Raw genomic sequence first — 21,150 nt, 5'->3', positions numbered from 1 at the left:
CAGGAGAACCCATGTACGAGCTCGCACCCAACATCGAGTTGCTCTTCACCGAGGCAGGCGACTACCACGATCGTGTCCGTGCCGCCGCGGCGGCCGGCTTCGGCGCGGTCGAGATGTGGGGACCGACCGGCGTCGACGCCCCCGCGACGCCGAAGGACCTCCCCGCGCTGAAGGCCGCGCTGGAGGAGACCGGCACGAAGCTCACCGCGCAGCTCTCGGAGCCGCGCACCCAGTTCATGATCCCGCCGTGGGATCACAGCGAGTTCTACCGCAAGCTCGACGAGGGCGTCGCCATCGCGCAGGACCTCGGCTGCCCGCGCATCGTCGTCGGCAGCGGAACGGGCTTCGGAGGCTGGAAGCGGCAGCTGCAGCTCGACAAGCTCATCGAGATCTATCAGAAGGCGATCGCGCAGATCGACGGTTCGGGCATCACGCTCGCGCTGGAGCCGGTCAACGTGCGCGTCGACCACCCCGGTTCGCTGCTCGATCGCACGGCAGAGGCCGTCTACGTCGCGCGCGGCGTCGACTCCCCGTTCTTCGGCGTGCTCTACGACATCTACCACTCGGCCGTCGAGGGCGAGGACATGGCGGCCGAGCTCGCGAACGCCGGCGACCTCGTCGCCTACGTGCAGCTCGCCGACGCCCCCGGCCGCGGTGAACCCGGCTCCGGCGACCTCGACTGGGCGGAGCGCCTCGGCACCCTGCGGGCCTCCGGCTACGGCGGGCCGATCGGGCTCGAGTACTACCCGACGCAGGAGTCGGCGGCCTCCGTCGCACTCATCCGCGAACTGGCGGCGGCCGCATGAGCCGGTATCCCGAGGCGGTCGACGTCGTCATCGTGGGCAGCGGCCCGACGGGCGCCGCCTACGCGCGCATCCTCAGCGAGGAGGCTCCCGGCTCGACGCTCGCTCTGTTCGAGGTCGGCCCGACGGTGTCGAGCCCGCCGGGCGCGCATGTCAAGAACATCGAGGACCCTGTCGACCGGGCCGACGCACAGGAGCGCTCGGAGGGGCCGGGCGCCGGCTCGGAGACGGTGAGCTCGCCCGGGGCGGTGACCGCCGGCCAGCGTCGCGGGCGCCCCGGCACCTACCTCCTCGACGAGGGCTACCAGGCTCCGGGGGAGGACGGCATGCCCGTCGCCGCGTTCTCCAGCAACGTCGGCGGGATGGGTGCGCACTGGACCGGCGCGTGCCCGCGGCCGGGCGACAGCGAGCGCATCGCCTTCCTGCCCGACCTGGACGACCTCCTCGACGAGGCCGACCGGCTGCTCGCCGTCACGACCGACGCCTTCGACAACGCGCCGTTCACCGCGCTCGTGCGCGAACGGCTCGCCGCCGCGGTGGACGACGGGAGGCCCGTCGCCCGGCGCGTGCAGCGGATGCCCCTGGCGGTGCACCGCCGCGACGACGGCCGGCTGGTCTGGTCGGGCTCCGACGTGGTGTTCGGCGACGAGACCCGCGCCAACCCGCACTTCACGCTCTACGACGAGTCACTGGTCACGCGGGTGCTGCTCGCTGACGGCCGCGCCGCCGGCGTGGAGGTGCGCGACCGGCGCACGGGCGACCTCCACACCGTGCGTGCGCGCTTCGTCGTGGTCGCCGCGGACGCCCTGCGCACGCCGCAGGTGCTCTGGGCGTCCGGCATCCGTCCGACTGCGCTGGGCCGCATGCTCAACGATCAGACGCAGGTCGTGTACGCCACCCGCATCCGCGATGCCGCGGAGGTCGCGGCCGCCGAGCGCGCAGCGGAGGGCGCGACCGGAGGCAGCGTCGGCGCCGACGAGATCATCGACGGCGCCATCAGCGAGCGGAGCGGCGTGAGCTGGGTGCCGTTCACTGACGCCGTGCCGTTCCACGGTCAGGTCATGCAGCTCGACGCCTCTCCGATCCCGCTCGCGGACGACGATCCGGTGGTGCCCGGCTCGATCGTCGGGCTCGGCCTGTTCTGCGCCAAGGACCTGCAGTGGGACGACCGGGTGGCGTTCGCCGACGACGAGCTCGACTGGTACGGGATGCCCGCCATGCGCCTCCACTACACGCTCACCGACCGCGACCGCGCGGTGGTCGAGCGTGCGCAGGCCGAGATCGTCGAGCTCGCAAAGGCGGTCGGCGACCCGATCGGTGACCGGCCGTTCACCATGCCGCTCGGCGCCTCCCTGCACTACCAGGGCAGCGTTCGGATGGGGGAGACCGACGACGGCCGCAGCGTGTGCAGCCCGGACAGCGAGGTGTGGGAGGCGCCAGGTGTCTTCGTCGCCGGCAACGGCGTCATCCCGACGGCGACGGCGTGCAACCCGACGCTGACCTCGGTCGCGCTGGCCGTGAAGGGCGCCCGTCGCATCGCGCGCGAGCTGTCGGACGCTGAACCCTTGCTTATGCAGCAAACCAACATTAGTGTGTAGAAACACGGAAAAAGTAGTCAAGGAGGACTCGTGATCCCCGATCGCATCATCGAGCAGGGAACGCTCAGGACCACCGGCACTCGTGCCGCGGTCGACGTGCGCATTCCCTGGTACCGTGCACTCCCGGCGTCCTGCATCGCAGGCGCCACGCTGTCCGTGGACGGCGTGCCCGCTCCGGCCGAGACGCTCCGCTGGGCGCTCAACGGCCGCGAGCGCACCTTCGCAGAGATGAAGGACGACACCGAGGAGTGGTGGTTCCCGCTCGACTCCGCCGTGCTCTCGGGCGAGATCCCGGTCGCCGCGGACGGCGAGCACGAGGTGTCCGTCGACCTCACGGTCTACATCCCGTACATCATCATCGGCGACGACGAGGTGCTCCACATCGAGGAGCACGACAGCAAGACCATGAAGGCGGTGGCGGCATGAGCGACCCGACCACGCGTCTCGGATCCCCGATCCAGGGCGTGACCCTCTACAGCTTCACCCGGGCGTTCCACGGCCGCGAGTACGACCTCGAAGGACTGATCCGCAAGGTCGCCGCCGACGGCTACGGTCCGGGGCTCGAGATCATCGGCTTCTCGAGCTTCCGCGGCTTCCCCGCGATCGACGACCGGTTCGCCGGGTGGTTCCGCGACCTGATCGACGAGCTCGGCCTGGTCACCACGTCGCTGGCGATCAACGCCGACATCGGCATCCACCGCGACCGCCTCCTGAACCAGGACGAGCTCATCGAGTACATGCGCCGCCAGATCGAGGCCGCCGCCAAGCTCGGCTTCCCGATCGCGCGCGTGCAGATCTCGATCACGCCCGACTCGATGGCCGCGCTCGCGCCGATCGCCGAGCGGTACGGCGTGACGCTGGCTCTGGAGGTGCACGCCGACCAATACGCCTCGCACCCGCGCATCCTCGCGCTGCGCGACCGCTACGAGGAGGTCGGGTCGCCGTTCCTCGGCTTCACCGCCGACTGGGGCGCCACCACCGTCGGGTTCGCGCCCTCACTGATCGAGGCCTACCGGCGCCGCGGCGCCACCGACGAGCTGCTCGGCCAGGTCGTCGACCTCTGGAACGAGTTCTACGAGGCAGGCCCGCCCGCCGACCAGGCCGACCACGGCCAGCGCTTCGGCCGGTTCATCGGCCTGGCCGCGCAGAACGGGCGGCCGGACCTCGGCATCGACTTCGCCATCAACGGCACCGGCCTGTTCGGACCGGCGCGCGTCGACGACTGGCTGGAGATCATGCCGTGGATCAAGCACGTGCACGGCAAGTTCTTCGGCATCGACGAGAACCGCGAGGAGCCCTCGGTGCCGGTGCGCGACCTCATCGCGCTGCTGGTGCAGAGCGGCTACGACGGGGCGATCTCGAGCGAGTACGAGGGCTGGCACTGGAACTACTGGCAGTCGCCGTTCGAGATCATCCGCGACGAGCAGGCCGTGCAGCGCTCGGCGGCGCAGAACGCGGGGAGCCGGATGGTCACCGACGCCGAGGAGGCGCGCCTCCAGCTGGCCCAGTGGCTGCCGAGCACGGAAGGGGCGAGCGCATGAGCGCGGAGGACTCCATCGGCACCGGCATCGCAGGCACCGGCATCGAGCTGGGCACCACGCTCTACTCGATGACGAGCGAGTTCGCGGCCGGGATCTACACGCCGGAGACGTTGATCGCCGCCGTCGCCGAGAACGGCATCGGCCCGGGCGTCGAGTTCAACATCGCCCAGCTGCTGCGCACGTACCCGGATGTCGACGCCGAGTTCGTGAAGCTCTGGTTCGACTCGCTCGAGAAGTACGGCCTCCAGCCGAGCGCCGTCGGAACCAACCTCGACATGGGCCGGCGCAAAGAGCGCGACATGACGCCGGAGGAGGAGCACGACTTCCTCGCGCGCCAGCTGAAGACCGCGCACACCCTCGGCTTCAAGCGGGTCGTCATCCGCTCGGCCGGCCGGGAGCTGCTGCGCAGCCTCCTGCCGCTCGCCGAGAAGTACGACCAGCGGCTCGGCTACGAGATCCATGCGCCGCAGGGCCCGAACGACCCCAAGGTGATCGGCATCCGCGAGCTCTACGACGAGCTCGGCAGCGACCGGCTCGGGTTCACCGCCGACTTCTCCTCGACCATGCACAGCCTGTCGCCGACGCTGCTCGCTCAGCTGGCGAAGATGGGCATGGACGAGAAGCACTTCGCGGTCATGGACGAGATCTGGCACGAGCCGACGCCGATGCACGTCCGCAACCAGAAGTTCGAGGACTACCTCACCGGCGAAGGCGTCGACCCGGTCGGGTTCGGCCCGTTCACGCGGCTGGCGTTCAACATGCACGGGCTGGTGCCGCCGGAGGAGTGGCTGGACATCATGCCGCAGATCTTCCACGTGCACGCCAAGTTCTATGACATCGACGCCGAGGGTCAGGAACCCGCGATGGACATCCCGCGCATCGTGCGCCAGTTCGTCCAGGGCGGCTATCGCGGGTACCTCTCCAGCGAGTGGGAGGGCCACGCCTTCCAGGATCTCGGGGAGGCCGACCCGATCGACCTCGTGAAGAAGCAGCACGCGCTCATGCGGCGCACCATCGAAGACGCCGTCGCCGGCGTCCCGGCCTGATCGCGAAGGAGCACATCAGCCATGTCGGAAACCGCTGTATCGAACGCCATCGGCGAGACGACCGTCTCGGAGCTCGTCGCCGAAGTCGCGCGCCTGCGCGAGGAGGTCGCCGCCGCACAGGGCCTCGCCCGCCGCGCCGCCGACCGCGGTGAGATCGAGAACCTGTTCAGCCGCTACATGTATCTGCACAACGCGTTCCAGGACGAGCAGATCATCCCGCTCTGGGTGAAAGAGGGCACGGAGGGAATCCGCGCCCGCTACACGAACGCCGGGCAGTACACGACCTGGGAGAGCGTCACGCGCTACCACCGGGGGCGCCCGGCGCCCGAGGGCAAGCTCATCCTCCACGCCACGACCACGCCGGTCATCGAGGTCGCCGGAGACGGAAAGACCGCGAAGGGCGTCTGGCTGATGGCCGGCACCGAGTCGGGCCTGACCGACCCGGAGGTGGCCAAGGCCTTCCCGGACATGTACTCGCCCGAAACGGTGCAGGGCAAGAAGGTCTGGGCGCACTGGGTCTGGTGCAAGTACGCCATCGACTTCCTGCGCCAGGACGGCGAGTGGAAGATCTGGAAGTTCCGCTGCTACGAGCTCGCCCGGGCGCCGTTCGAGGAGAACTGGGTCAGCTTCGGCGAGAAGAACCAGGGGGCCTTCGACCTCGACCTCATGTACTTCGGCGACGACGGCAAGCCGGTGTTCATGCCGCCGGCGGACGAGCCGGTCCCGAGTGAGAACCACCCGTACAGCCCGAACACGGTGCAGTCGCTCGAGCCGGTGCCCCCGGTCGCGCACGACACCTTCACCGACACGTTCAAGTAGGAGACGCTCATGGCAACGCACAACTCGCTGTTCTCGGAGAAGGACGTGCGGCGTACCGACGACGGCATCGCGGTCTCGATCCAGATCCCCTGGTACCGGAGCCTGTGGCTCTCGGCGGTCGACGACGTCGCGGCGACCGTGAACGGTGTGGAGATCCCGCGCGACGACCTCCGCTTCGAGCTGGACGGCCGCAGCTACCGGATCGAGGAGCTGCCGGAGCAGTCCGAGACCCTGTGGTTCGTCGCCGACCGTCCTGACGTCGTGATCCCGCTGGGCCACGCGCCTGCGGCGGGCGAGAGACTCACCGTGGAGGTCGTCCTCACCATGCGTCTGCTCTACATGCAGATCATGCCGGGCGTCGACGGCGGCCCCGGCCGGTACGTGACCAACCGGGTGCCTGTCGAGCGCGAGCTGGTGCTGGCATGACGCTGCGCGTGGCCCTGATCGGCTACGGGTTCATGGGCGCGGCGCACTCGGTGGGCTGGCGGCAGGCTCCCCGCGTCTTCGACCTCGCTGACTCGGTCGAGCTGGCCGTGATCGCCGGACGGAACGAGGAGGCGGTGGCGAAGGCCGCCGCGCAGTGGGGCTGGGCCGAGCACGCCACCGACTGGCGAGAGGTGATCGCCCGCGACGACATCGACCTGGTCGACATCGTGACGCCCGGCGACTCGCACGCCGAGATCGCGATCGCGGCGCTGGAGGCCGGCAAGCACGTGCTGTGCGAGAAGCCGCTCGCCAACTCGGTCGAGGAGGCCGAGGCGATGGCGGCGGCTGCCGAGCGTGCCGCCGAGAAGGGGGTGCGCGCGATGGTGGGCTTCACCTACCGGCGCGTCCCGGCCGTCTCCCTGCTGCAGGACCTGATCTCCCGCGGGACGATCGGCGAGGTGCGGCAGGTGCGCGCGGCGTATCGGCAGGACTGGCTCGTCGACCCGTCCGTGCCGCTCGGCTGGCGCCTCCGGAGGGAGCACGCCGGTTCGGGAGCCCTGGGCGACATCGGCGCGCACATCGTCGACCTGACGCAGTTCGTGACAGGGAGCCCGGTGACCCGGGTCTCCGGGACGGTCGAGACGATCGTCGCGCAACGGCCCGTGCTCGGCGAGCGCTCCGGGTTCGCCGGCAGCTCCACCGGAGAGCTCGGCGACGTGACGGTCGACGACGCCGCGATCTTCACCGGACGGCTCGGCAACGGCGCACTGGTGTCGTTCGAGGCCACGCGCTTCGCCACCGGGCGCAAGAACGCCCTCACCATCGAGGTCTCCGGCTCTCAGGGAGCGCTGGCGTTCGACCTCGAACGCCTCAACGAACTGCGGTACTGCGACCGCAACGCGCCCGGCGAACTGCAGGGGTTCACGACGATCCTGGTCACCGAGCCCGAGCATCCCTACGTCTCGGCGTGGTGGCCTCCTGGCCACATGCTCGGCTACGAGCACGGGTTCTCGCACCAGGTCGTCGATTTCGTCACAGCCATCGCCCACGGCACCGAGCTCGACCCGACCTTCGCCGACGGGCTGGCCGTGCAGCGCGTGCTCGCCGCGGTGGAAGCCAGCTCGGCGAACGACTCGGCGTGGGTCGCGGTCGAGGCCGCAGAACCCGCGCGCGTCTAGGAGGAGGACGATCATGACCCGACCGATCACCCTGTTCACCGGCCAGTGGGCCGACCTCCCGTTCGAGGAGGTGGCCCGGCTCGCGGGCGAGTGGGGCTACGACGGCCTCGAGATCGCCTGCTGGGGCGACCACCTCGACGTCTCGCGGTGGGACGACGCCGATTACGTGCAGTCGCGGAAGGACATCCTGGAGCGCAACGGCCTGAACGTGTGGACGATCTCCAACCACCTCGCCGGCCAGGCCGTCTGCGACGACCCGATCGACGAGCGGCACCGCGGCATCCTCAACGACCGGGTCTGGGGCGACGGCGATCCGGAAGGCGTGCGGCAGCGCGCTGCCGAGGAGCTGAAGCTCACCGCCCGGATGGCTGCCGCGCTCGGTGTGAAGACCGTCACCGGCTTCACCGGCTCCTCGATCTGGAAGGCCGTGGCGATGTTCCCGCCGGCCTCCGACGAGTGGATCGCGGCCGGCTACCGGGACTTCGCCGACCGTTTCCACCCGATCCTCGATGTCTTCGAGGAGGTCGGAGTGCGCTTCGCGCTCGAGGTGCACCCCTCCGAGATCGCCTACGACTACTGGACGGCCAAGGCGACACTGAAGGCCATCGGCCACCGCGAGAGCTTCGGCATCAACTTCGACCCGTCGCACTTCATGTGGCAGCAGCTGGACCCAGTGGCGTTCGTGCTCGACTTCGCCGACCACATCTTCCACGTGCACGTGAAGGAGTCGATCACCAACCTCGACGGCCGCAACGGAGTGCTCGGCTCGCACCTGCCGTGGGCGAACCCGCGCCGCGGCTGGACGTTCGTGTCGACGGCGCACGGCGAGGTGCCGTGGGAGCCGATCTTCCGCGCGCTCAACTTCATCGGCTACACCGGCCCGACGTCCGTGGAGTGGGAGGACGCCGGCATGGACCGCCTCCAGGGCGCCCCGGAGGCCATCGCCTTCGTGCGCGAGCTCAACGCGATCACCCCGCCGGACGCGTCCTTCGACGCCGCCTTCTCGACGAAGCAGGACTGACATCGTGCCGTCGGAGCTGAGGATCGGCATCCTGGGGGCCGGTGGTATCGCGGAGCGGGCGATGGTGGAACCGTCGCACGACGTGGCGGGGGCGAGCGTCGTCGCCATCGGGGCGCGCGATCCGGAACGCGCCCGCGCGTTCGGCGAGCGACTGGGGCTGCCGAAGCACGGCGGCTACGAGACGATCCTGTCCGACCCCGACATCGACCTCGTTTACCTCGCGTTGCCGCCGATCACCCACGCCGAGTGGGCAGTCCGCGCGCTGCGCGCCGGGAAGCACGTCTTGTGCGAGAAGCCGCTGTCGGTCAACGGCACGACCGCCGCCCTGATCGGCGAAACCGCCGAGGCGACGGGCCGACGTGCTTTCGTCGGCTTCCACTACCGGCTCCACTCGTTCACGCAACGCCTGCTCGACGTCATCGCATCGGGCGTGCTCGGCGACGTCGAGAGCGTCGACATCGACTTCAGCATCCCGCACTTCGTCGTCAAGCCGGGAAACATCCGACTCGACGGAGACCTGGGCGGCGGGGCTGTGATGGATGTGGGTTGTTACGCGGTCGACCTCCTTCGCGCCGCGTGGGGGGAGCCGGTGGTCGAGCAGGCCACCGCGGTGCTCTATGACGGCGACCAGCGGATCGACCTGCAGACCGACGCCGTACTGCGGCTGCCGTCGGGAGCGCGGGCCGACGTCCGCGCTTCGTTCCTCGGCGACGACGAGGGCGCCATGTCGCTGCGCATCGCCGGCTCGGCGGCGCACCTGGAGGCCACGAGCGTCATCGTGCCGCAGTGGGGAGCGACATTGCGCGTCAGCGCGGGCGACGACCTCCTCGTGGAGGAGACCGCGGTCGACGGGGAGAACAGCTACGCGCGTCAGCTGGAACACCTCGTCGCCGTTCTCGGCGACGGAGCCCCCAGCATCCTCGACGCCGAGCGCGGCGTCGGCACGATGCGCGCGGTCGACGACATCTACCGGGCCGCCGGGCTGGAGCCACGGTGATCCGGACGGAGAGTGTCGACCTCGCGGACCTCTGGGACGTGGAGGAGTTCCGGGTCGCTGCGGAGCGCGTGATGCCCGAAGCGTACCGGGAGTTCGTCAACAACGCGGGCATGGAGCGGACGCTGCACGACGACATCGCCGCCTGGAGCAGCATCCATCTCCGGCCCCGTGCGCTCACCGATGTCGGTGACGTCGACACGTCGGTCACCGTGCTCGGCGAACGTATCTCCCTGCCGATCATCACGGCACCGTTCGTGGGCTCCACGTTCGTGCAGCCGGAGGGGGAGGTCGCCACCGCCCGGGGCGCGATGGCAGCCGGGACCATCACCACACTGAGCATGACGGGCGCGCGGACCCCGGAACAGGTCGGCGCGGTGGCGGCCGGTCGCTATTGGCAGCAGGTCTACTGCTTCCGCGACCGCGAGGTCGTGCGCGACGTGGTCGAGCGTGCCGTCGCCGCCGGCGCTTCGGCTCTCTGCCTGACGGTCGACCTCCCCGTGATGCCGTCGTTTCCGCGGCCGATGCGGGAGGCGATGCGCGCTCTGGAGCAGCAGTGGCGGGATGACGCCCACACGATGTATGTCGTCCGGGACTACCGTGACAAGCCGTTCGGCGCGACCTTCCCCGACCCGAGTGCCTCGTGGGGGGATGTGGAGTGGTTGAAAGGGCTGTCCGACCTGCCCCTCCTGCTGAAGGGGGTCATCCGGCCCGAGGACGCGATCCTCGCCCGAGACCACGGCGCCGCCGGCGTCATCGTGTCCAACCACGCCGGGCAGGCGCTGCGGTCCTCGCAACCCGTGGCGCATGCGCTCCCCGCCGTCATCGACGCTGTGGGTGACGACATCGAGGTGTATGCCGACAGCGGCATCCGATCCGGGTTCGACGTTCTGCGGGCGCTCGGCCTCGGCGCGAGAGCCGTGCTCGTCGGTCGTCCGGCTCTGTGGGGGCTGACCGTCGGCGCCGCCGCCGGAGTGGAGCGCGTCCTGAGCATCCTTCGAGCCGAGCTGGCCGAGGGGATGGCGATCACCGGAGCCACGAGCGTGTCGGACATCGACGACGCCATCCTCGAACCAGGACGGAGAATTCCATGACCGACACCATCGACGTGCTCATCCTCTCTGGGCACATGACCCGTGAGCACGACAACGAGCACCGCAGCTTCCGCCAGCACAACGTCTGGCTGACGCAGCTGCTGGAGGACACCGGGCGATTCCGCGTGCGGGTCGTGGAGGACCCGCGCGGGCTGGGCGCGCAGATCATCGACAAATACGACGTGGTGATCGTCGTCTTCGAGGGTCGCGACGGCTACCACGAGAAGGCCGTCGGCTTCGGCGCCGAGACGGATGCCGCGCTCCTGAAGTTCGTCCACGACGACGGCAAGGGCATCGTCTGGTTCCACGGCTCGGCCGCGCAGGAGGACGACTGGGGCTACCCGGACGAGTACAACACCCTGCGCGGGTCGCGGCTGACCGTCGCTGGAGGCCTGCGGCCACGCCCGTGGGGCGAGGCGCAGCTCGACACCGTCGAGCCACGCCACCCGATCACCGACGGCATCAGCGCACGCTGGACCGTCACGGGGGACGACATCCTCACCGGTGTCGAGATCCTGGACGGCGCGCAGGTGCTGCTCACCACCTACGACGACCTCGAGTCCTACGAGAACGCGCCGGTCTGGCCGATGTCGCACTACCCGGTGGCGATCCCGGGCGAGGGTATCGCCGCCCTCCCCGGCATGAACACCGACCAGCCGATCGCCTGGATCAACGAGTACGGAGCGGGTCGCTCGTTCACCATCACGATCGGGCACGACATCGATACCTTCCGCCGCGTCGAGTTCATCCGGATGTTCCCGCGCGGCGTCGAGTGGGCCGCCACCGGCGAAGTGACGCTGACCGGACCCGACCGCCGGGGCGAGCGCCGCTTCCTCCCCTGGCCGTACTACAACCACGAGCGCTGAGCGCTCGCCGGCCGCCCCCTCGGCGGGTTCTAGAGGGAGGCGCGCGCGAGGGCGAGGTGCGCGCGCGTCAGGTCGGTGGGGTCCGCGTCGAGCCACTCGTGGCCTCCCCACTCGCTGCAGAGCGTGCCGGTGAAACCGGGCGCGGCCTCGCGCAGGAGCGCGCCCAGATCACGCAACGGCTGCGAGACCCGCCTGTCGGTGTCATCGAGGTCCCAGAACTTGAGGTGGAACGCGCCCACGAGCGGGAGGATGCCGCGTAACGCGTTCGCCGGCGAGCGGCCGAAGCGCACCAGCAGGTCCATGTAGAGCGCGTGCGCGGCGGGAGGCACCGCGCCCGACCGGAGGTGGGCCACGACGGCGTCGAGCGTCGCCGGCTCCAGCCAGGCAGTGGTCAGCCGATCGAGCAGGCCGCCAGGGATGCTCGGAGCCAGCGCGTCGAGGTAGGTGACCGGGAGCGCCGGCATCAGCATGCTGGTGTCCACGAGCAGCCGGACGCGGGCGTCAGCGAGCGCGGCGATGTCGTCGACCGCTCGGGCGACAGGAGGGGAGTCCGGCGACTGCTGCCCCTGCACCTCTTCATACAGTGTCAGGTCGAGCTCGTGCAGAACGGGCTGCAGCCTCCCGAGCAGTGCCGCGCCCGCCTGTCCGATCGGCAGCCGCACGCCCTCCGCACCGAGATCGTGGGCGGTCTGCAGCTGGGGGAGAAGGAACGCGAACCGCTCGTCGTCGTCGCGCCTCCTGGTCGGGCTCAGCCACTCGTCGAGGCTCGCGCCGACGATGCCGACCCGTCCGCCCGCCGCCCTGATCCGTTCGCGGAGTGCGACGGCCTCCTCTGTCGGCGTCGACGGGAACGACCTCCAGAGCTGTCCCGGTTCGAGCTCGACGACCGTCGCCACCCCGGAGGTCACGATGCCGATCGCGATGTCGGTCGCCGCCCGCTCGGCGCGGATGACCTCCGGCGTCCAGTTGAAGGCGCTCGCCGCAGCAGTCCACGACGACACGGTCTCGCGCGCGGCCTCCAGCCGCCGCTCGTCGCCGAAGTCGAGGACGAGGGGAGCATCCGGCCCACCCGGAAGGTACGGGATGAGCAGTCGGAACGAAACCGCGACAGTGTGGGCGCCGGGAGGCAGCGGCCGGCGGACGCGCAGCACCAGCCGGTCCTGCACGAACCACCAGCCGTCGCCGTCCGGCAGCTCGACAGCACACTCCTCCCCGTCGAGGTGGAGGCGCATCGCCGACACGCTCGACAACGGCAGCGACCGGATCCATGGCAGGCTCATGTGCACGGCGAACCCGTCGGCGGTCGAGGTCAGGGCATCGTCGCCCAGGATCTGCAGGCCCATGCCACCCCTTCGAGTCCGGCTTACGACCGTAAGCTACACGCTTATGTCTGAAACCGGAAGAAGCGACCTTCGTCACGAATCCCGACATTCGTGCCATGAATCTCGACATTCGTCACGAATCGCGAGGGCAAGATCTCGCCGCTACGCCGCCTGTCCCTTGATCCGCTCGATCGTCGGCCGTCCGTCTGCGAACCAGCGCGGGAACGTCACGTCGAACAGCTCCTCGATCGCGAGCTCTGCACCACCGCGGAGCGGCTCCCGCTCGTCGCCGATGGACCGCACGATCGAGAGGTCGCGGGTCGCCAACGGCAGAGACAGCTCGTAGACGCGCTGGCGCACCTCGGCCAGGAAGATCTCCCCGGCCGAAGAGACCGCTCCGCCGACCACGATCACTCCCGGGTTGAACATGTTGACGAGCGCCGCGATCGACTCTCCGATCAGCCGGGCCGAACGCTGCACGAGCGAGATCGCGAGGGCATCGCCGTCCTGGGCCGCGATCGACACGGCCTCCGGGGTGATCGGCTCTCCGCGCTCGACGAGGCCGGCGAGGATGCCCGTCGCCCCCTCCTCGAGCGCCCGCTCGGCGTCACGCATGATCGCCCAGCCCGAGGCCTCCGCCTCCAGGCAGCCCACCTTGCCGCAGCGGCAGACCGCGGTGGAGTCGCGCACGCGCACGTGACCGATGTCGCCGGCCGCGCCATTGGCGCCGCGGTGGATGCGGCCGTGCGAGACGAGGCCGGCGCCGATGCCGCTGCCGACCTTGCAGTAGATCAGGTCGACGTTGTCGTCGCGTCGGTGGCTGCGTTCGGTGAGCGCGAGCAGGTTGACGTCGTTGTCGACCCAGACCGGCGCGTCGAAGCGCTGCTCGAAGCGGCGGCGCACGTCGAATCCGTTCCAGCCGGGCATGATGGGCGGCGCGACCGGCGAGCCCGTCTCGAAGTCCACGGGGCCGGGAACGCCGACGGCGACCGCCCAGACCGGGCGTTCCTCGCCTGCGGCGAGCAGTTCGTCGATCATTCCGAGAGCCGTATCGATCGTCGCGGCCGGCCCGCGGCCGATGTCCCACGCGCAGTGCGCTTCCGCGAGCACGGTGCCGTCGAGGGAGGCCAGGCCGACACGGATGTGGAGGGCGCCGAGCGCACAGATCACGATCCGGCCCTGGTCCGCCCGGAAGCGGAGCGTCCGTGGCGCGCGACCGCCGGACGACGGACCGTACTCGCCGTCCTCCAGGAAGCCCATCTCGATCGCCGCGTCGACGCGCTGCGCCACGACGCCGCGGCCGAGCCCGGTCAGCCGGCCGATCTCGGGACGGGTGTCGGCCTCCCCGGTACGGACGAGGTTGACCACGCGTAGGAGGCTCATCACCTCGTCGGTCTGTGCGCCGAAACGGAGTGCGGAGTCCCTGGCCATGCTTGATTCTGACACAACCTCACCCCATAAGAGCGAGATCAGGGCCATACTTGCGTCCCAGAATCCGCATCTTGGGCTGCACTACGACCAAAGAGCCGCCGATGCAGACCTAGGAAATCAGTCTCATTGATCCCCGGCATAGCCGATACGCGGTTCCCTGATGCCCTCCCGCGCCCGAAAGTAGAGACCGGGCACTCACATTCGGCCCGTCTGGAAAGGATCAAGGATGATCAAGCTTCTCTCCCACTTGTCCTATGTGGAGATCACGTCCCCGGATGTCGAGGCGTCCGTGAAGTTCTACGAGGAACAGGTCGGACTGACGGTCGTCGACCGCATCGACGGCTCGGTGTACCTCCGTTGCTGGGGCGACTACTACGCGTACTCGGTCGTCGTCTCGCCCGGCCCGGAGCCGACGCTCGCGACCATGGCGTGGCGCACGTCGAGCGAGGAGGCCCTCGAGGAGGCCGCCAAGCGCGTCGAGGCCGCCGGCGTCGAGGGCGAGTGGCTCGACGATGTGCCTGCGATCGGCCGGGCCTACCGCTTCACCGGTCCATGGGGGCACTCGATGACGCTGCACTGGGACGTCACGCGCCGCCAGGCGCCCGGCCACGTCGCGTCGATCTACCCGGACCGCCCCGAGAAGCGGAGCAAGGTCGCCGGCGCCCCACGCCAGCTCGACCACGTCACGATCGCGACCAGCGACGTCGACGGGTTCGCCGCCTGGTACAACGACGTGCTCGGCTTCCGCATCATGGCGCGCACCGTGCTCGACGAGGCGCCGATCTCGATCTTCTCGGTGCTCACCACCAACGAGAAGTCGCACGACCTCGGCGTCGTGCTCGACGGCTCCACGCGCGCCGGGCGCGTCAACCACTACGCGTTCTGGGTCGACACCTACGAGGAGCTCCTCATCGCCGCCGACACCCTGATGGAGAACGGCGTGCCGATCGAGTACGGCCCCTCCATCCACGGCATCGGCGAGCAGACGTTCCTCTACTACCGCGAGCCGTCCACGCTCCGCATCGAGCTGAACACCGGCGGTTACCGCAACTACGTGCCCGACTGGCAGCCCAACACCTGGAAGCCCTCGCTCGGGTCGAACAACTTCTATCGCAACGGCGCGATGCCGATGTCGATGACCGAGTCGTTCCCGGCAGCCGACGGGCCGAGCGCCACCGAGGAGGGCGTGCCGGACGAGATCAAGGAATCGCTGCTCAACCCGTACGCCGTGCAAGGTCGCGGCTGATGACGGCCGTACCGAGCGAGGACCCCGCCGACCTGGACCGTCAGGACCCGGAGGCCGAGATCGACGCGCGTGCGGAGGCGTACCGCAACTGGGGGCGCTGGGGCGAGGACGACGTGCTGGGCACGCTCAACCTCATCGACGCGGCCAAGCGGGCGGACGCCGCCGCGCTCGTCCGCGAGGGGCTGGCGATCTCCTTGGCGCAGTCGTTCGACATGAACGGCCCGCAGAAGGGCTGGCGTCGGCGCACCAACCCGGTGCACACGATGCTCGACACCGGCACGGACGCCGAGCGCGGCACCCAGGGCTTCCCGCACGGGCTCGGCGGCGCCGACGACGTGATCGCGATGCCGCTGCAGTGCTCGACCCAGTGGGACGGCCTCGGTCACATCTTCGACCACGGTTACGCCTGGAACGGCCGGCGGGCGGGCGACGTCGTCACCAGCGACGGCGACCTGGTCACGGGCATCGAGCACGCGGCCGCCGCCATCGTCTCGCGCGGGGTGCTGCTCGATCTCGGGCGCCATCTCCGGCCCGCCGCGGGAGAACTCGAGGACGGCTACGCCATCACCGCCGCCGACCTCCGCTCCTGCGTGGAGGCGCAGGGCGCGACCAGCGCGGTGCGCACCGGAGACATCGTCCTGGTGCGCACCGGCCAGCTCGCCCGGGTGCGGCGCGAGGGCTGGGGGGAGTACGCGGGAGGTCCGGCTCCCGGGCTCTCGCTGACCACCGCGGGCTGGCTGCACGACACCGGGATCGCCGCGATCGCGACCGACACGTGGGGATTCGAGGTGCGGCCGAACGAGTTCGACGTGCCCGCGTTCCAGCCGCTGCATCAGGTCGTCATCCCGAACCTCGGCCTCACCATCGGCGAGATGTGGGACTTGGAGGAGCTCGCGGACGCGTGCGCGCGACTCGGGAGATACGATTTCCTCCTCTCGGCCCCGCCACTGCCGATCACGGCGGCCGTCGGCTCGCCGATCAATCCCCTCGCGCTGCTGTAGCGGTCCCCGCCTCCACAGCGCATGCAGAAGAACAGAGAGGTTCTTGTATGACCGCCGTCACGAAGGTCGCGATCGCCGGAAGCGGTGTCGCGGGTCTGGCCACCGCCATCCAACTCGCTAAAGCGGGGGTGGAGGTCGATGTCTTCGAGTCCAAGCCGGAGCTGAGCGCGCTCGGCTCCGGAATCACGCTGCAGGGCAACGCGCTGCGCGCCTTCGGCGCTCTCGGCGTCTGGGAGGACGTGCAGCGGAAGGGCTACTTCTTCGAGGGGCTGACGCTGCGGGCTCCCGGTCCCGACGCGCCGGTCGTGGCCGAGCTGCCCGAGGTGAAGACGGGAGGCCCCGACTTCCCGGCCACCGGCGGCATGTACCGCCCCGACCTCGCGCGCATCCTGCTGGAGCACGCGGAGCGCGCGGGCGCGAACGTCCGGTTCGGCGCGAAAGTCACCGGAGCGACCGACACCGGCGCCGGCGTCGAGGTGGAGGTCGACGGCGAGCCGGCCGGCACCTACGACCTCCTGGTCGGCGCCGACGGCCTCAACTCGGCGGTCCGCGACCTGATCGGCATCCAGACCAGGCCGCAGCCGACCGGCATGGGCATCTGGCGGTCGTTCGTCTCGCGTCCGGCCTCCGTCGTGCACAGCGAGCTGTACTACGGCGGTCCCGTCTACATCGCGGGTTACACGCCCACCGGCGACGACACCATGTACGCGTTCCTCGTCGAGCCGGCGCAGGAGCGCGTCGGCCTCACCGACGAGGAGGCCGTCGCGCTGATGCTCGAGGAGTCCGCGGCCTACGGCGGCCCGTGGGAGGACATCCGCGCCGACCTGAAGGCGGGAGCGCAGGTCAACTACACCTGGTTCACCCAGCACGTCGTGCCTGCGCCCTGGAACCGCGGTCGCTCGGTCGTGATCGGCGACGCAGCGCACAGCTGCCCGCCCACCATCGCGCAGGGCGCGGCGCAGGCACTGGAGGACGCCGTCGTGCTGACCGAGCTCCTGCTCGCCGCCGATACCGTCGACGACGCCCTGTGGAACGAGTTCCACGCCCGCCGCCTGCCGCGCGCGCAAGCGGTGGTGGAGGCGTCGGTGCAGCTCGGCCAGTGGCAGATCGACCACGACAGGGAGGCCGACGCGGCCGGGCTGATCTTCGGCATCGCCCACAGGATGGCGGAGCCGGCATGAGGATCGCGCGGTGGACGCCCGACGGCTCCGTCGTCGGCGAGGGGTTCGTGGTCGGCGACCGGGTGGTGCCGTTCCCCGACGGACTGACCGTCTCCGACGTGCTCGCGCGCGGGCTGGCGGAGGCGCGGGCACTGTCGGCGCGCGGCGGCGGCGCCGAGGGCACCGCGCTCGCCGACGTGCGGCTGCTCGCCCCGGTCGTCCCCGCGTCGATCCGCGATTTCGTCGCCTTCGAGGAGCACGTCGAGGGCGTGAGCGCGTCCGTCGACGGCGCGAGCGAGGTGGTGCCCGAGTGGTACCAGGCGCCGACGTTCTACTTCACCAACCCGCACACGGTGCTGGGGCCCGGCGAGCCGTTGCGGCCTCCCGTCAGCGCCCGGCTCGACTTCGAGCTGGAGGTCGCGGCCGTGATCGGCGGTCCCGGCGGGGCGAACCTCACCGCCGACGAGGCCGCCGGAGTGATCTTCGGCTACACCATCATGAACGACTGGTCGGCCCGCGACCTCCAGTCGCGCGAGATGAAGGTGCGCCTCGGCCCCGCCAAAGGCAAGGACTTCGGCATGAGCCTCGGACCGTGGATCGTGACCGCGGACGAGCTCGAGCCATACCTCGACGACGACGGCTTCCTCGCCATCGAGGCGGAGGTCTTCGTGAACGACGAGCGCATCGGGCACGACCTGGTGTCGAACATGGGCTGGCCGTTCCCGGAGCTGGTCGCCTATGCCTCCCGCAACTCGCGGGTCGTCGCAGGCGACGTGCTCGGGTCGGGAACGACCGGCAACGGCGGCTGCCTGGCCGAACTGTGGGGGAGACGCGGCGAGCTCACCCCGCCACCGCTCGCGGACGGCGACACCGTTCGTATGGCGGTCGAGGGCATCGGCGAGCTGGTCGGACCGGTCGGGGCTGCCGTCTCGGCTCCCGGGCTGCCGGCGGCGCGGATGCGTCCGCGGGCGCGGAGCCGCCAGGAGCGGGTCGCGACATGAGCACTGGCGCGGACGGACTGCTCGGCGGACTGGACGGGGCGACCGTCGTGATCACCGGCGCCGCGCGAGGCCAGGGCGATGCGGAGGCGCGCCTTCTCGCGCGCCTCGGAGCGCGGGTCATCGCCACCGACGTGGTCGAACCCGACGGCGCGCTCGGCGACGGCATCGTCTTCCGCCACCTCGACGTCACCGACGAGGAGGCCTGGGCGCGGCTCGCGGCCGACCTGGCGCAGACCCTGGGCGCGACCGCGCTCCGCGGCCTGATCAACAACGCCGGCGTCACGCACCGCGCGGGGATCGATGAGACCGGGCGGGCCGACTGGGATCGTGTCCTCGCCGTGAACCTCACCGGCCCGATGCTCGGGATGCGCGCACTGGCGCCGCTGATGGGCGAAGGCTCGTCGATCGTGAACGTCGGCTCGGTCGCCGGGCTGACCGGCCATTACACGGCCGCCTACACCGCCTCCAAATGGGGCCTGCGCGGACTGTCGCGGGTCGCCGCCACCGAGTACGGGCCGCGCGGCATCCGGGTCAACACCATCCATCCCGGTTTCATCGAGACCGACATGACCGCGAACGCCCCCGCCGCGATGCGGGAGGCGCAGCTCGAGCTGACGCCGCTGGAACGGCTCGGCGAGGCCGCGGATGTGGCGGGCCTGGCCGTCTTCCTGATCTCGGACGCGTCCCGGTACATCTCGGGCGCCGACCTCCCCGTCGACGGAGGCTATGCGGCCTCCGCCGGAGCCAAACACCTCGCAGACCGCATCGCGGCCGGCGCGACGATCACGACGACGTAAGGAGTCCTCCCGTGTTCATGTACTTCCCGACCAACTACGTCTGGAGCCTCGCCGTCGTCGCGACCCTCAACAACGGCGGCTACATCGACGAGGTCGACCGGGCGTGCAAGCCGGTGCTGCTCGCCGCCCAGAACGGCGACGACGCCGGCACGGCCGAGCTGTACGCCTCGTGGGAGGCCGTCGCCGACCGGCTCATCGCCAAGGCCCGCGCCGACGAGACGGCCGGACACCGGATCGGCGCGGGGGAGACGTACTACCGGGCGTCGCTCTACACCTCGCAGGCCGAGCGCCTGCAGTCGCCGCGGTGGGAGGGCCGCAACGCGGCATATCAGAAGTCGATCGACCTCCTGCTGAAGCACGTGGAGCTCAGCGGTGTCCCGCTGACCCGTGTGGAGGTACCGTACGAGGACTCGTCGCTGCCCGGCTACTTCTACCGCGCCCCGGGCGACGGGCCGCATCCCGTGATCATCCAGTGGAACGGCCTGGACTCGACCAAGGAGATGATGTACTACTCCGGCTTCCCGGCGATGCTGGCCGAGCGCGGGATCTCCACCCTCATGATCGACACCCCAGGATCGGGGGAGGCACTCCGCCTGCGCGGCCTCACCGCCCGCTACGACACCGAGGTCTGGGCGGCGGCGATCGTCGACTGGATCGAGGCGAACACCGACGAGCTCGGCGCCGATCCCGCGCGGATCGGCATCGTCGGCTGGTCGCTCGGCGGCTATTACGCCCCGCGGGCGGCCGCGTTCGAGAAGCGGCTCGCGCTGGCCGTGGCCTGGGGCGCGAACCACGACTGGGCCGCGGTCCAGGAGGCGCGACGCAACCGCGAGGGCGAGAACCCGGTTCCGCACTACTGGGACCACGTCTTCTGGGTGTGGGGCGTGAACGACATGGACGAGTTCATCGCCAAGACGAGCCCGATGCACCTGAACGGCGTCGCCGAGCACATCACGGCTCCGCTGCTCATCACCCACGGCGCCGGCGACCGGCAGATCCCGGTGCGCTACGCCCACGAGACGTACGAACAGGCGGTGAACAGCCCGCGTCGCGAGCTGCGGATCTTCGATGACCCGGAGGGCGGCACCGAGCACATCTCCATCGACAACATGCCGTACGTGGCCGGCATCATCGCCGACTGGGTCGCCGAGACATTCGAAGCGCTGATTCCCGCGCACCCGTGACGTTCGGGACCCCCGAGATTCGTCACGAATGTCACGTCGTCGTCGTCGGCACCGTCTCGTAGCGGGTGAGGCTCGCCGGTCCCACCTGCTCTGACGAGAGCAGCGTCAGCAGCCGTCCGTCGGGGAAGAGCCTCCTGCCCGCCCCCACCGCCGTCGGGAAGGTCAGCAGTCGGTACTCGTCGACGCGGCCCGCGGCCTCCAGCTGCGCGATGAGCGAACCGCTCCCGATAACGACCACGTCGCGCTCCGCCAGCGTCTCGTCGAGCCACGTGTCGAGGTCGGCCGGCTGACGGGTGCCGGACCACCGTGCGACGTCGAGCTCGCTTCCGCTCAGCACGGCCTTCGACGCCCGGTTCATGGCCTGCGAGAACGGGTCGTCGCGGGCGGGCCACAGCGTGCTGAAGTGCTCCCAGGTGCGGCGGCCGAACAGCAGGACGCCCGTCTCCAGGATCTCGCCCAGCCGGAACTTGTCGCCGGCGACGCCCTGCGGCCCGAACCGCATCGCCCAGGCGCCGAACGGCGTTCCGTCGCTGCCGTCCGGATCCTCCACGACACCGTCCAGCGTGATGAACTGCACGACGATCAGCTTTCCCATGATGTCCTCCTCATCGTGACGCCCGAA

The 21,150-nt window shown here is 70.3% G+C and carries 21 protein-coding genes; 18 read left to right on the top strand and 3 right to left on the bottom strand.

Going from position 1 to position 21,150, the window contains the following annotated elements:
• Nucleotides 1-11 precede the first annotated feature (11 nt).
• Genes KNO15_RS12670 through KNO15_RS12615 form a run of 12 tightly spaced genes read left to right on the top strand, consistent with a single transcriptional unit; the run spans nucleotide 12 to nucleotide 11,386 of the window.
• Nucleotides 12-806 carry a TIM barrel protein gene (locus KNO15_RS12670; protein WP_241704091.1) on the top strand — a complete coding sequence of 265 codons (795 nt, stop codon included), beginning with the start codon at nucleotides 12-14 and terminating at the stop codon, nucleotides 804-806.
• Nucleotides 803-2,401 carry a GMC oxidoreductase gene (locus tag KNO15_RS12665; protein WP_241704090.1) on the top strand — a complete coding sequence of 533 codons (1,599 nt, stop codon included), beginning with the start codon at nucleotides 803-805 and terminating at the stop codon, nucleotides 2,399-2,401. Before KNO15_RS12670 ends, KNO15_RS12665 begins: the two co-directional genes overlap by 4 nt.
• 30 nt (nucleotides 2,402-2,431) lie before the next feature.
• Entirely contained in the window at nucleotides 2,432-2,827 is a 396-nt protein-coding gene (locus KNO15_RS12660; RefSeq protein ID WP_241704089.1) for a C-glycoside deglycosidase beta subunit domain-containing protein, read from the top strand.
• The gene (locus tag KNO15_RS12655; protein ID WP_241704088.1) at nucleotides 2,824-3,942 is read left to right on the top strand and encodes a sugar phosphate isomerase/epimerase family protein; all 1,119 of its coding nucleotides are present in this window, start codon (nucleotides 2,824-2,826) and stop codon (nucleotides 3,940-3,942) included. The genes KNO15_RS12660 and KNO15_RS12655 overlap by 4 nt, the downstream gene beginning before the upstream one ends.
• 14 nt (nucleotides 3,943-3,956) lie before the next feature.
• A complete protein-coding gene (locus tag KNO15_RS12650; RefSeq protein WP_241704673.1) occupies nucleotides 3,957-4,988 on the top strand; it encodes a sugar phosphate isomerase/epimerase family protein in 1,032 nt (343 codons plus the stop codon).
• 21 nt (nucleotides 4,989-5,009) lie between these two features.
• A complete protein-coding gene (locus tag KNO15_RS12645; protein ID WP_241704087.1) occupies nucleotides 5,010-5,807 on the top strand; it encodes a nuclear transport factor 2 family protein in 798 nt (265 codons plus the stop codon).
• Between the two features lie 9 nt (nucleotides 5,808-5,816).
• Nucleotides 5,817-6,233, top strand: a complete 417-nt coding sequence (locus KNO15_RS12640) for a C-glycoside deglycosidase beta subunit domain-containing protein (protein ID WP_241704086.1) — start codon at nucleotides 5,817-5,819, stop codon at nucleotides 6,231-6,233.
• Nucleotides 6,230-7,411, top strand: coding sequence for a Gfo/Idh/MocA family protein (locus tag KNO15_RS12635; protein WP_241704085.1), 1,182 nt, complete (start codon nucleotides 6,230-6,232; stop codon nucleotides 7,409-7,411). The genes KNO15_RS12640 and KNO15_RS12635 overlap by 4 nt, the downstream gene beginning before the upstream one ends.
• Before the next feature lie 13 nt (nucleotides 7,412-7,424).
• Entirely contained in the window at nucleotides 7,425-8,432 is a 1,008-nt protein-coding gene (locus tag KNO15_RS12630) for a sugar phosphate isomerase/epimerase family protein (RefSeq protein ID WP_241704084.1), read from the top strand.
• A gap of 4 nt (nucleotides 8,433-8,436) precedes the next feature.
• Nucleotides 8,437-9,429: a Gfo/Idh/MocA family protein gene (locus KNO15_RS12625; RefSeq protein WP_241704083.1), complete on the top strand. Its 993-nt coding sequence runs from the start codon at nucleotides 8,437-8,439 to the stop codon at nucleotides 9,427-9,429.
• On the top strand, nucleotides 9,426-10,520 hold the full coding sequence (locus KNO15_RS12620; RefSeq protein WP_241704082.1) for an alpha-hydroxy acid oxidase: 1,095 nt from the start codon (nucleotides 9,426-9,428) through the stop codon (nucleotides 10,518-10,520). The genes KNO15_RS12625 and KNO15_RS12620 overlap by 4 nt, the downstream gene beginning before the upstream one ends.
• On the top strand, nucleotides 10,517-11,386 hold the full coding sequence (locus tag KNO15_RS12615) for a ThuA domain-containing protein (protein ID WP_241704081.1): 870 nt from the start codon (nucleotides 10,517-10,519) through the stop codon (nucleotides 11,384-11,386). The genes KNO15_RS12620 and KNO15_RS12615 overlap by 4 nt, the downstream gene beginning before the upstream one ends.
• A gap of 29 nt (nucleotides 11,387-11,415) precedes the next feature.
• On the opposite strand, the gene KNO15_RS12610 is transcribed toward KNO15_RS12615, so the two are convergent.
• Complete coding sequence (locus KNO15_RS12610) at nucleotides 11,416-12,729, bottom strand: restriction endonuclease subunit R (protein ID WP_241704080.1); 1,314 nt, start codon at nucleotides 12,727-12,729, stop codon at nucleotides 11,416-11,418.
• A 141-nt stretch (nucleotides 12,730-12,870) separates the two neighbouring features.
• Complete coding sequence (locus tag KNO15_RS12605; protein ID WP_241704079.1) at nucleotides 12,871-14,139, bottom strand: ROK family protein; 1,269 nt, start codon at nucleotides 14,137-14,139, stop codon at nucleotides 12,871-12,873.
• A 226-nt stretch (nucleotides 14,140-14,365) separates the two neighbouring features.
• On the opposite strand from KNO15_RS12605, the gene KNO15_RS12600 reads away from it, so the two are divergent.
• The 6 genes from KNO15_RS12600 to KNO15_RS12575 are packed head-to-tail and all read left to right on the top strand — an operon-like array spanning nucleotide 14,366 to nucleotide 20,528.
• Nucleotides 14,366-15,385 (top strand): VOC family protein, encoded by a 1,020-nt coding sequence (locus tag KNO15_RS12600; protein ID WP_241704078.1) that lies wholly within the window; start codon nucleotides 14,366-14,368, stop codon nucleotides 15,383-15,385.
• A complete protein-coding gene (locus KNO15_RS12595) occupies nucleotides 15,385-16,386 on the top strand; it encodes a cyclase family protein (protein WP_241704077.1) in 1,002 nt (333 codons plus the stop codon). Before KNO15_RS12600 ends, KNO15_RS12595 begins: the two co-directional genes overlap by 1 nt.
• A gap of 47 nt (nucleotides 16,387-16,433) precedes the next feature.
• Nucleotides 16,434-17,567 (top strand): FAD-dependent monooxygenase, encoded by a 1,134-nt coding sequence (locus KNO15_RS12590; protein ID WP_241704076.1) that lies wholly within the window; start codon nucleotides 16,434-16,436, stop codon nucleotides 17,565-17,567.
• On the top strand, nucleotides 17,564-18,547 hold the full coding sequence (locus tag KNO15_RS12585) for a fumarylacetoacetate hydrolase family protein (RefSeq protein ID WP_241704075.1): 984 nt from the start codon (nucleotides 17,564-17,566) through the stop codon (nucleotides 18,545-18,547). The genes KNO15_RS12590 and KNO15_RS12585 overlap by 4 nt, the downstream gene beginning before the upstream one ends.
• Nucleotides 18,544-19,344 carry an SDR family NAD(P)-dependent oxidoreductase gene (locus KNO15_RS12580; RefSeq protein WP_241704074.1) on the top strand — a complete coding sequence of 267 codons (801 nt, stop codon included), beginning with the start codon at nucleotides 18,544-18,546 and terminating at the stop codon, nucleotides 19,342-19,344. Before KNO15_RS12585 ends, KNO15_RS12580 begins: the two co-directional genes overlap by 4 nt.
• 17 nt (nucleotides 19,345-19,361) lie before the next feature.
• Nucleotides 19,362-20,528, top strand: coding sequence for an alpha/beta hydrolase family protein (locus KNO15_RS12575; protein WP_241704672.1), 1,167 nt, complete (start codon nucleotides 19,362-19,364; stop codon nucleotides 20,526-20,528).
• A gap of 31 nt (nucleotides 20,529-20,559) precedes the next feature.
• On the opposite strand, the gene KNO15_RS12570 is transcribed toward KNO15_RS12575, so the two are convergent.
• The gene (locus KNO15_RS12570; RefSeq protein WP_241704073.1) at nucleotides 20,560-21,123 is read right to left on the bottom strand and encodes a dihydrofolate reductase family protein; all 564 of its coding nucleotides are present in this window, start codon (nucleotides 21,121-21,123) and stop codon (nucleotides 20,560-20,562) included.
• Nucleotides 21,124-21,150: the final 27 nt, after the last annotated feature.

It is taken from the genome of Leifsonia shinshuensis, assembly GCF_022606355.1.
Lineage (GTDB): Bacteria > Actinomycetota > Actinomycetes > Actinomycetales > Microbacteriaceae > Leifsonia > Leifsonia shinshuensis_B.
This window is presented reverse-complemented; position numbering and strand designations above follow the sequence as displayed.

What these genes read in the sequence shown, in the direction of transcription:
- KNO15_RS12645 (WP_241704087.1), top strand. Translation starts at nt 5,010, where the DNA reads ATGTCGGAAACCGCTGTATCGAACGCCATCGGCGAGACGACCGTCTCG.
- KNO15_RS12600 (WP_241704078.1), top strand. Translation starts at nt 14,366, where the DNA reads ATGATCAAGCTTCTCTCCCACTTGTCCTATGTGGAGATCACGTCCCCG.
- KNO15_RS12575 (WP_241704672.1), top strand. Translation starts at nt 19,362, where the DNA reads ATGTACTTCCCGACCAACTACGTCTGGAGCCTCGCCGTCGTCGCGACC.
- KNO15_RS12610 (WP_241704080.1), bottom strand. Translation starts at nt 12,729, where the DNA reads ATGGGCCTGCAGATCCTGGGCGACGATGCCCTGACCTCGACCGCCGAC.
- KNO15_RS12570 (WP_241704073.1), bottom strand. Translation starts at nt 21,123, where the DNA reads ATGGGAAAGCTGATCGTCGTGCAGTTCATCACGCTGGACGGTGTCGTG.
- KNO15_RS12585 (WP_241704075.1), top strand. Translation starts at nt 17,564, where the DNA reads ATGAGGATCGCGCGGTGGACGCCCGACGGCTCCGTCGTCGGCGAGGGG.
- KNO15_RS12670 (WP_241704091.1), top strand. Translation starts at nt 12, where the DNA reads ATGTACGAGCTCGCACCCAACATCGAGTTGCTCTTCACCGAGGCAGGC.
- KNO15_RS12665 (WP_241704090.1), top strand. Translation starts at nt 803, where the DNA reads ATGAGCCGGTATCCCGAGGCGGTCGACGTCGTCATCGTGGGCAGCGGC.
- KNO15_RS12605 (WP_241704079.1), bottom strand. Translation starts at nt 14,139, where the DNA reads ATGGCCAGGGACTCCGCACTCCGTTTCGGCGCACAGACCGACGAGGTG.
- KNO15_RS12630 (WP_241704084.1), top strand. Translation starts at nt 7,425, where the DNA reads ATGACCCGACCGATCACCCTGTTCACCGGCCAGTGGGCCGACCTCCCG.
- KNO15_RS12635 (WP_241704085.1), top strand. Translation starts at nt 6,230, where the DNA reads ATGACGCTGCGCGTGGCCCTGATCGGCTACGGGTTCATGGGCGCGGCG.
- KNO15_RS12655 (WP_241704088.1), top strand. Translation starts at nt 2,824, where the DNA reads ATGAGCGACCCGACCACGCGTCTCGGATCCCCGATCCAGGGCGTGACC.
- KNO15_RS12615 (WP_241704081.1), top strand. Translation starts at nt 10,517, where the DNA reads ATGACCGACACCATCGACGTGCTCATCCTCTCTGGGCACATGACCCGT.
- KNO15_RS12580 (WP_241704074.1), top strand. Translation starts at nt 18,544, where the DNA reads ATGAGCACTGGCGCGGACGGACTGCTCGGCGGACTGGACGGGGCGACC.
- KNO15_RS12595 (WP_241704077.1), top strand. Translation starts at nt 15,385, where the DNA reads ATGACGGCCGTACCGAGCGAGGACCCCGCCGACCTGGACCGTCAGGAC.
- KNO15_RS12590 (WP_241704076.1), top strand. Translation starts at nt 16,434, where the DNA reads ATGACCGCCGTCACGAAGGTCGCGATCGCCGGAAGCGGTGTCGCGGGT.
- KNO15_RS12640 (WP_241704086.1), top strand. Translation starts at nt 5,817, where the DNA reads ATGGCAACGCACAACTCGCTGTTCTCGGAGAAGGACGTGCGGCGTACC.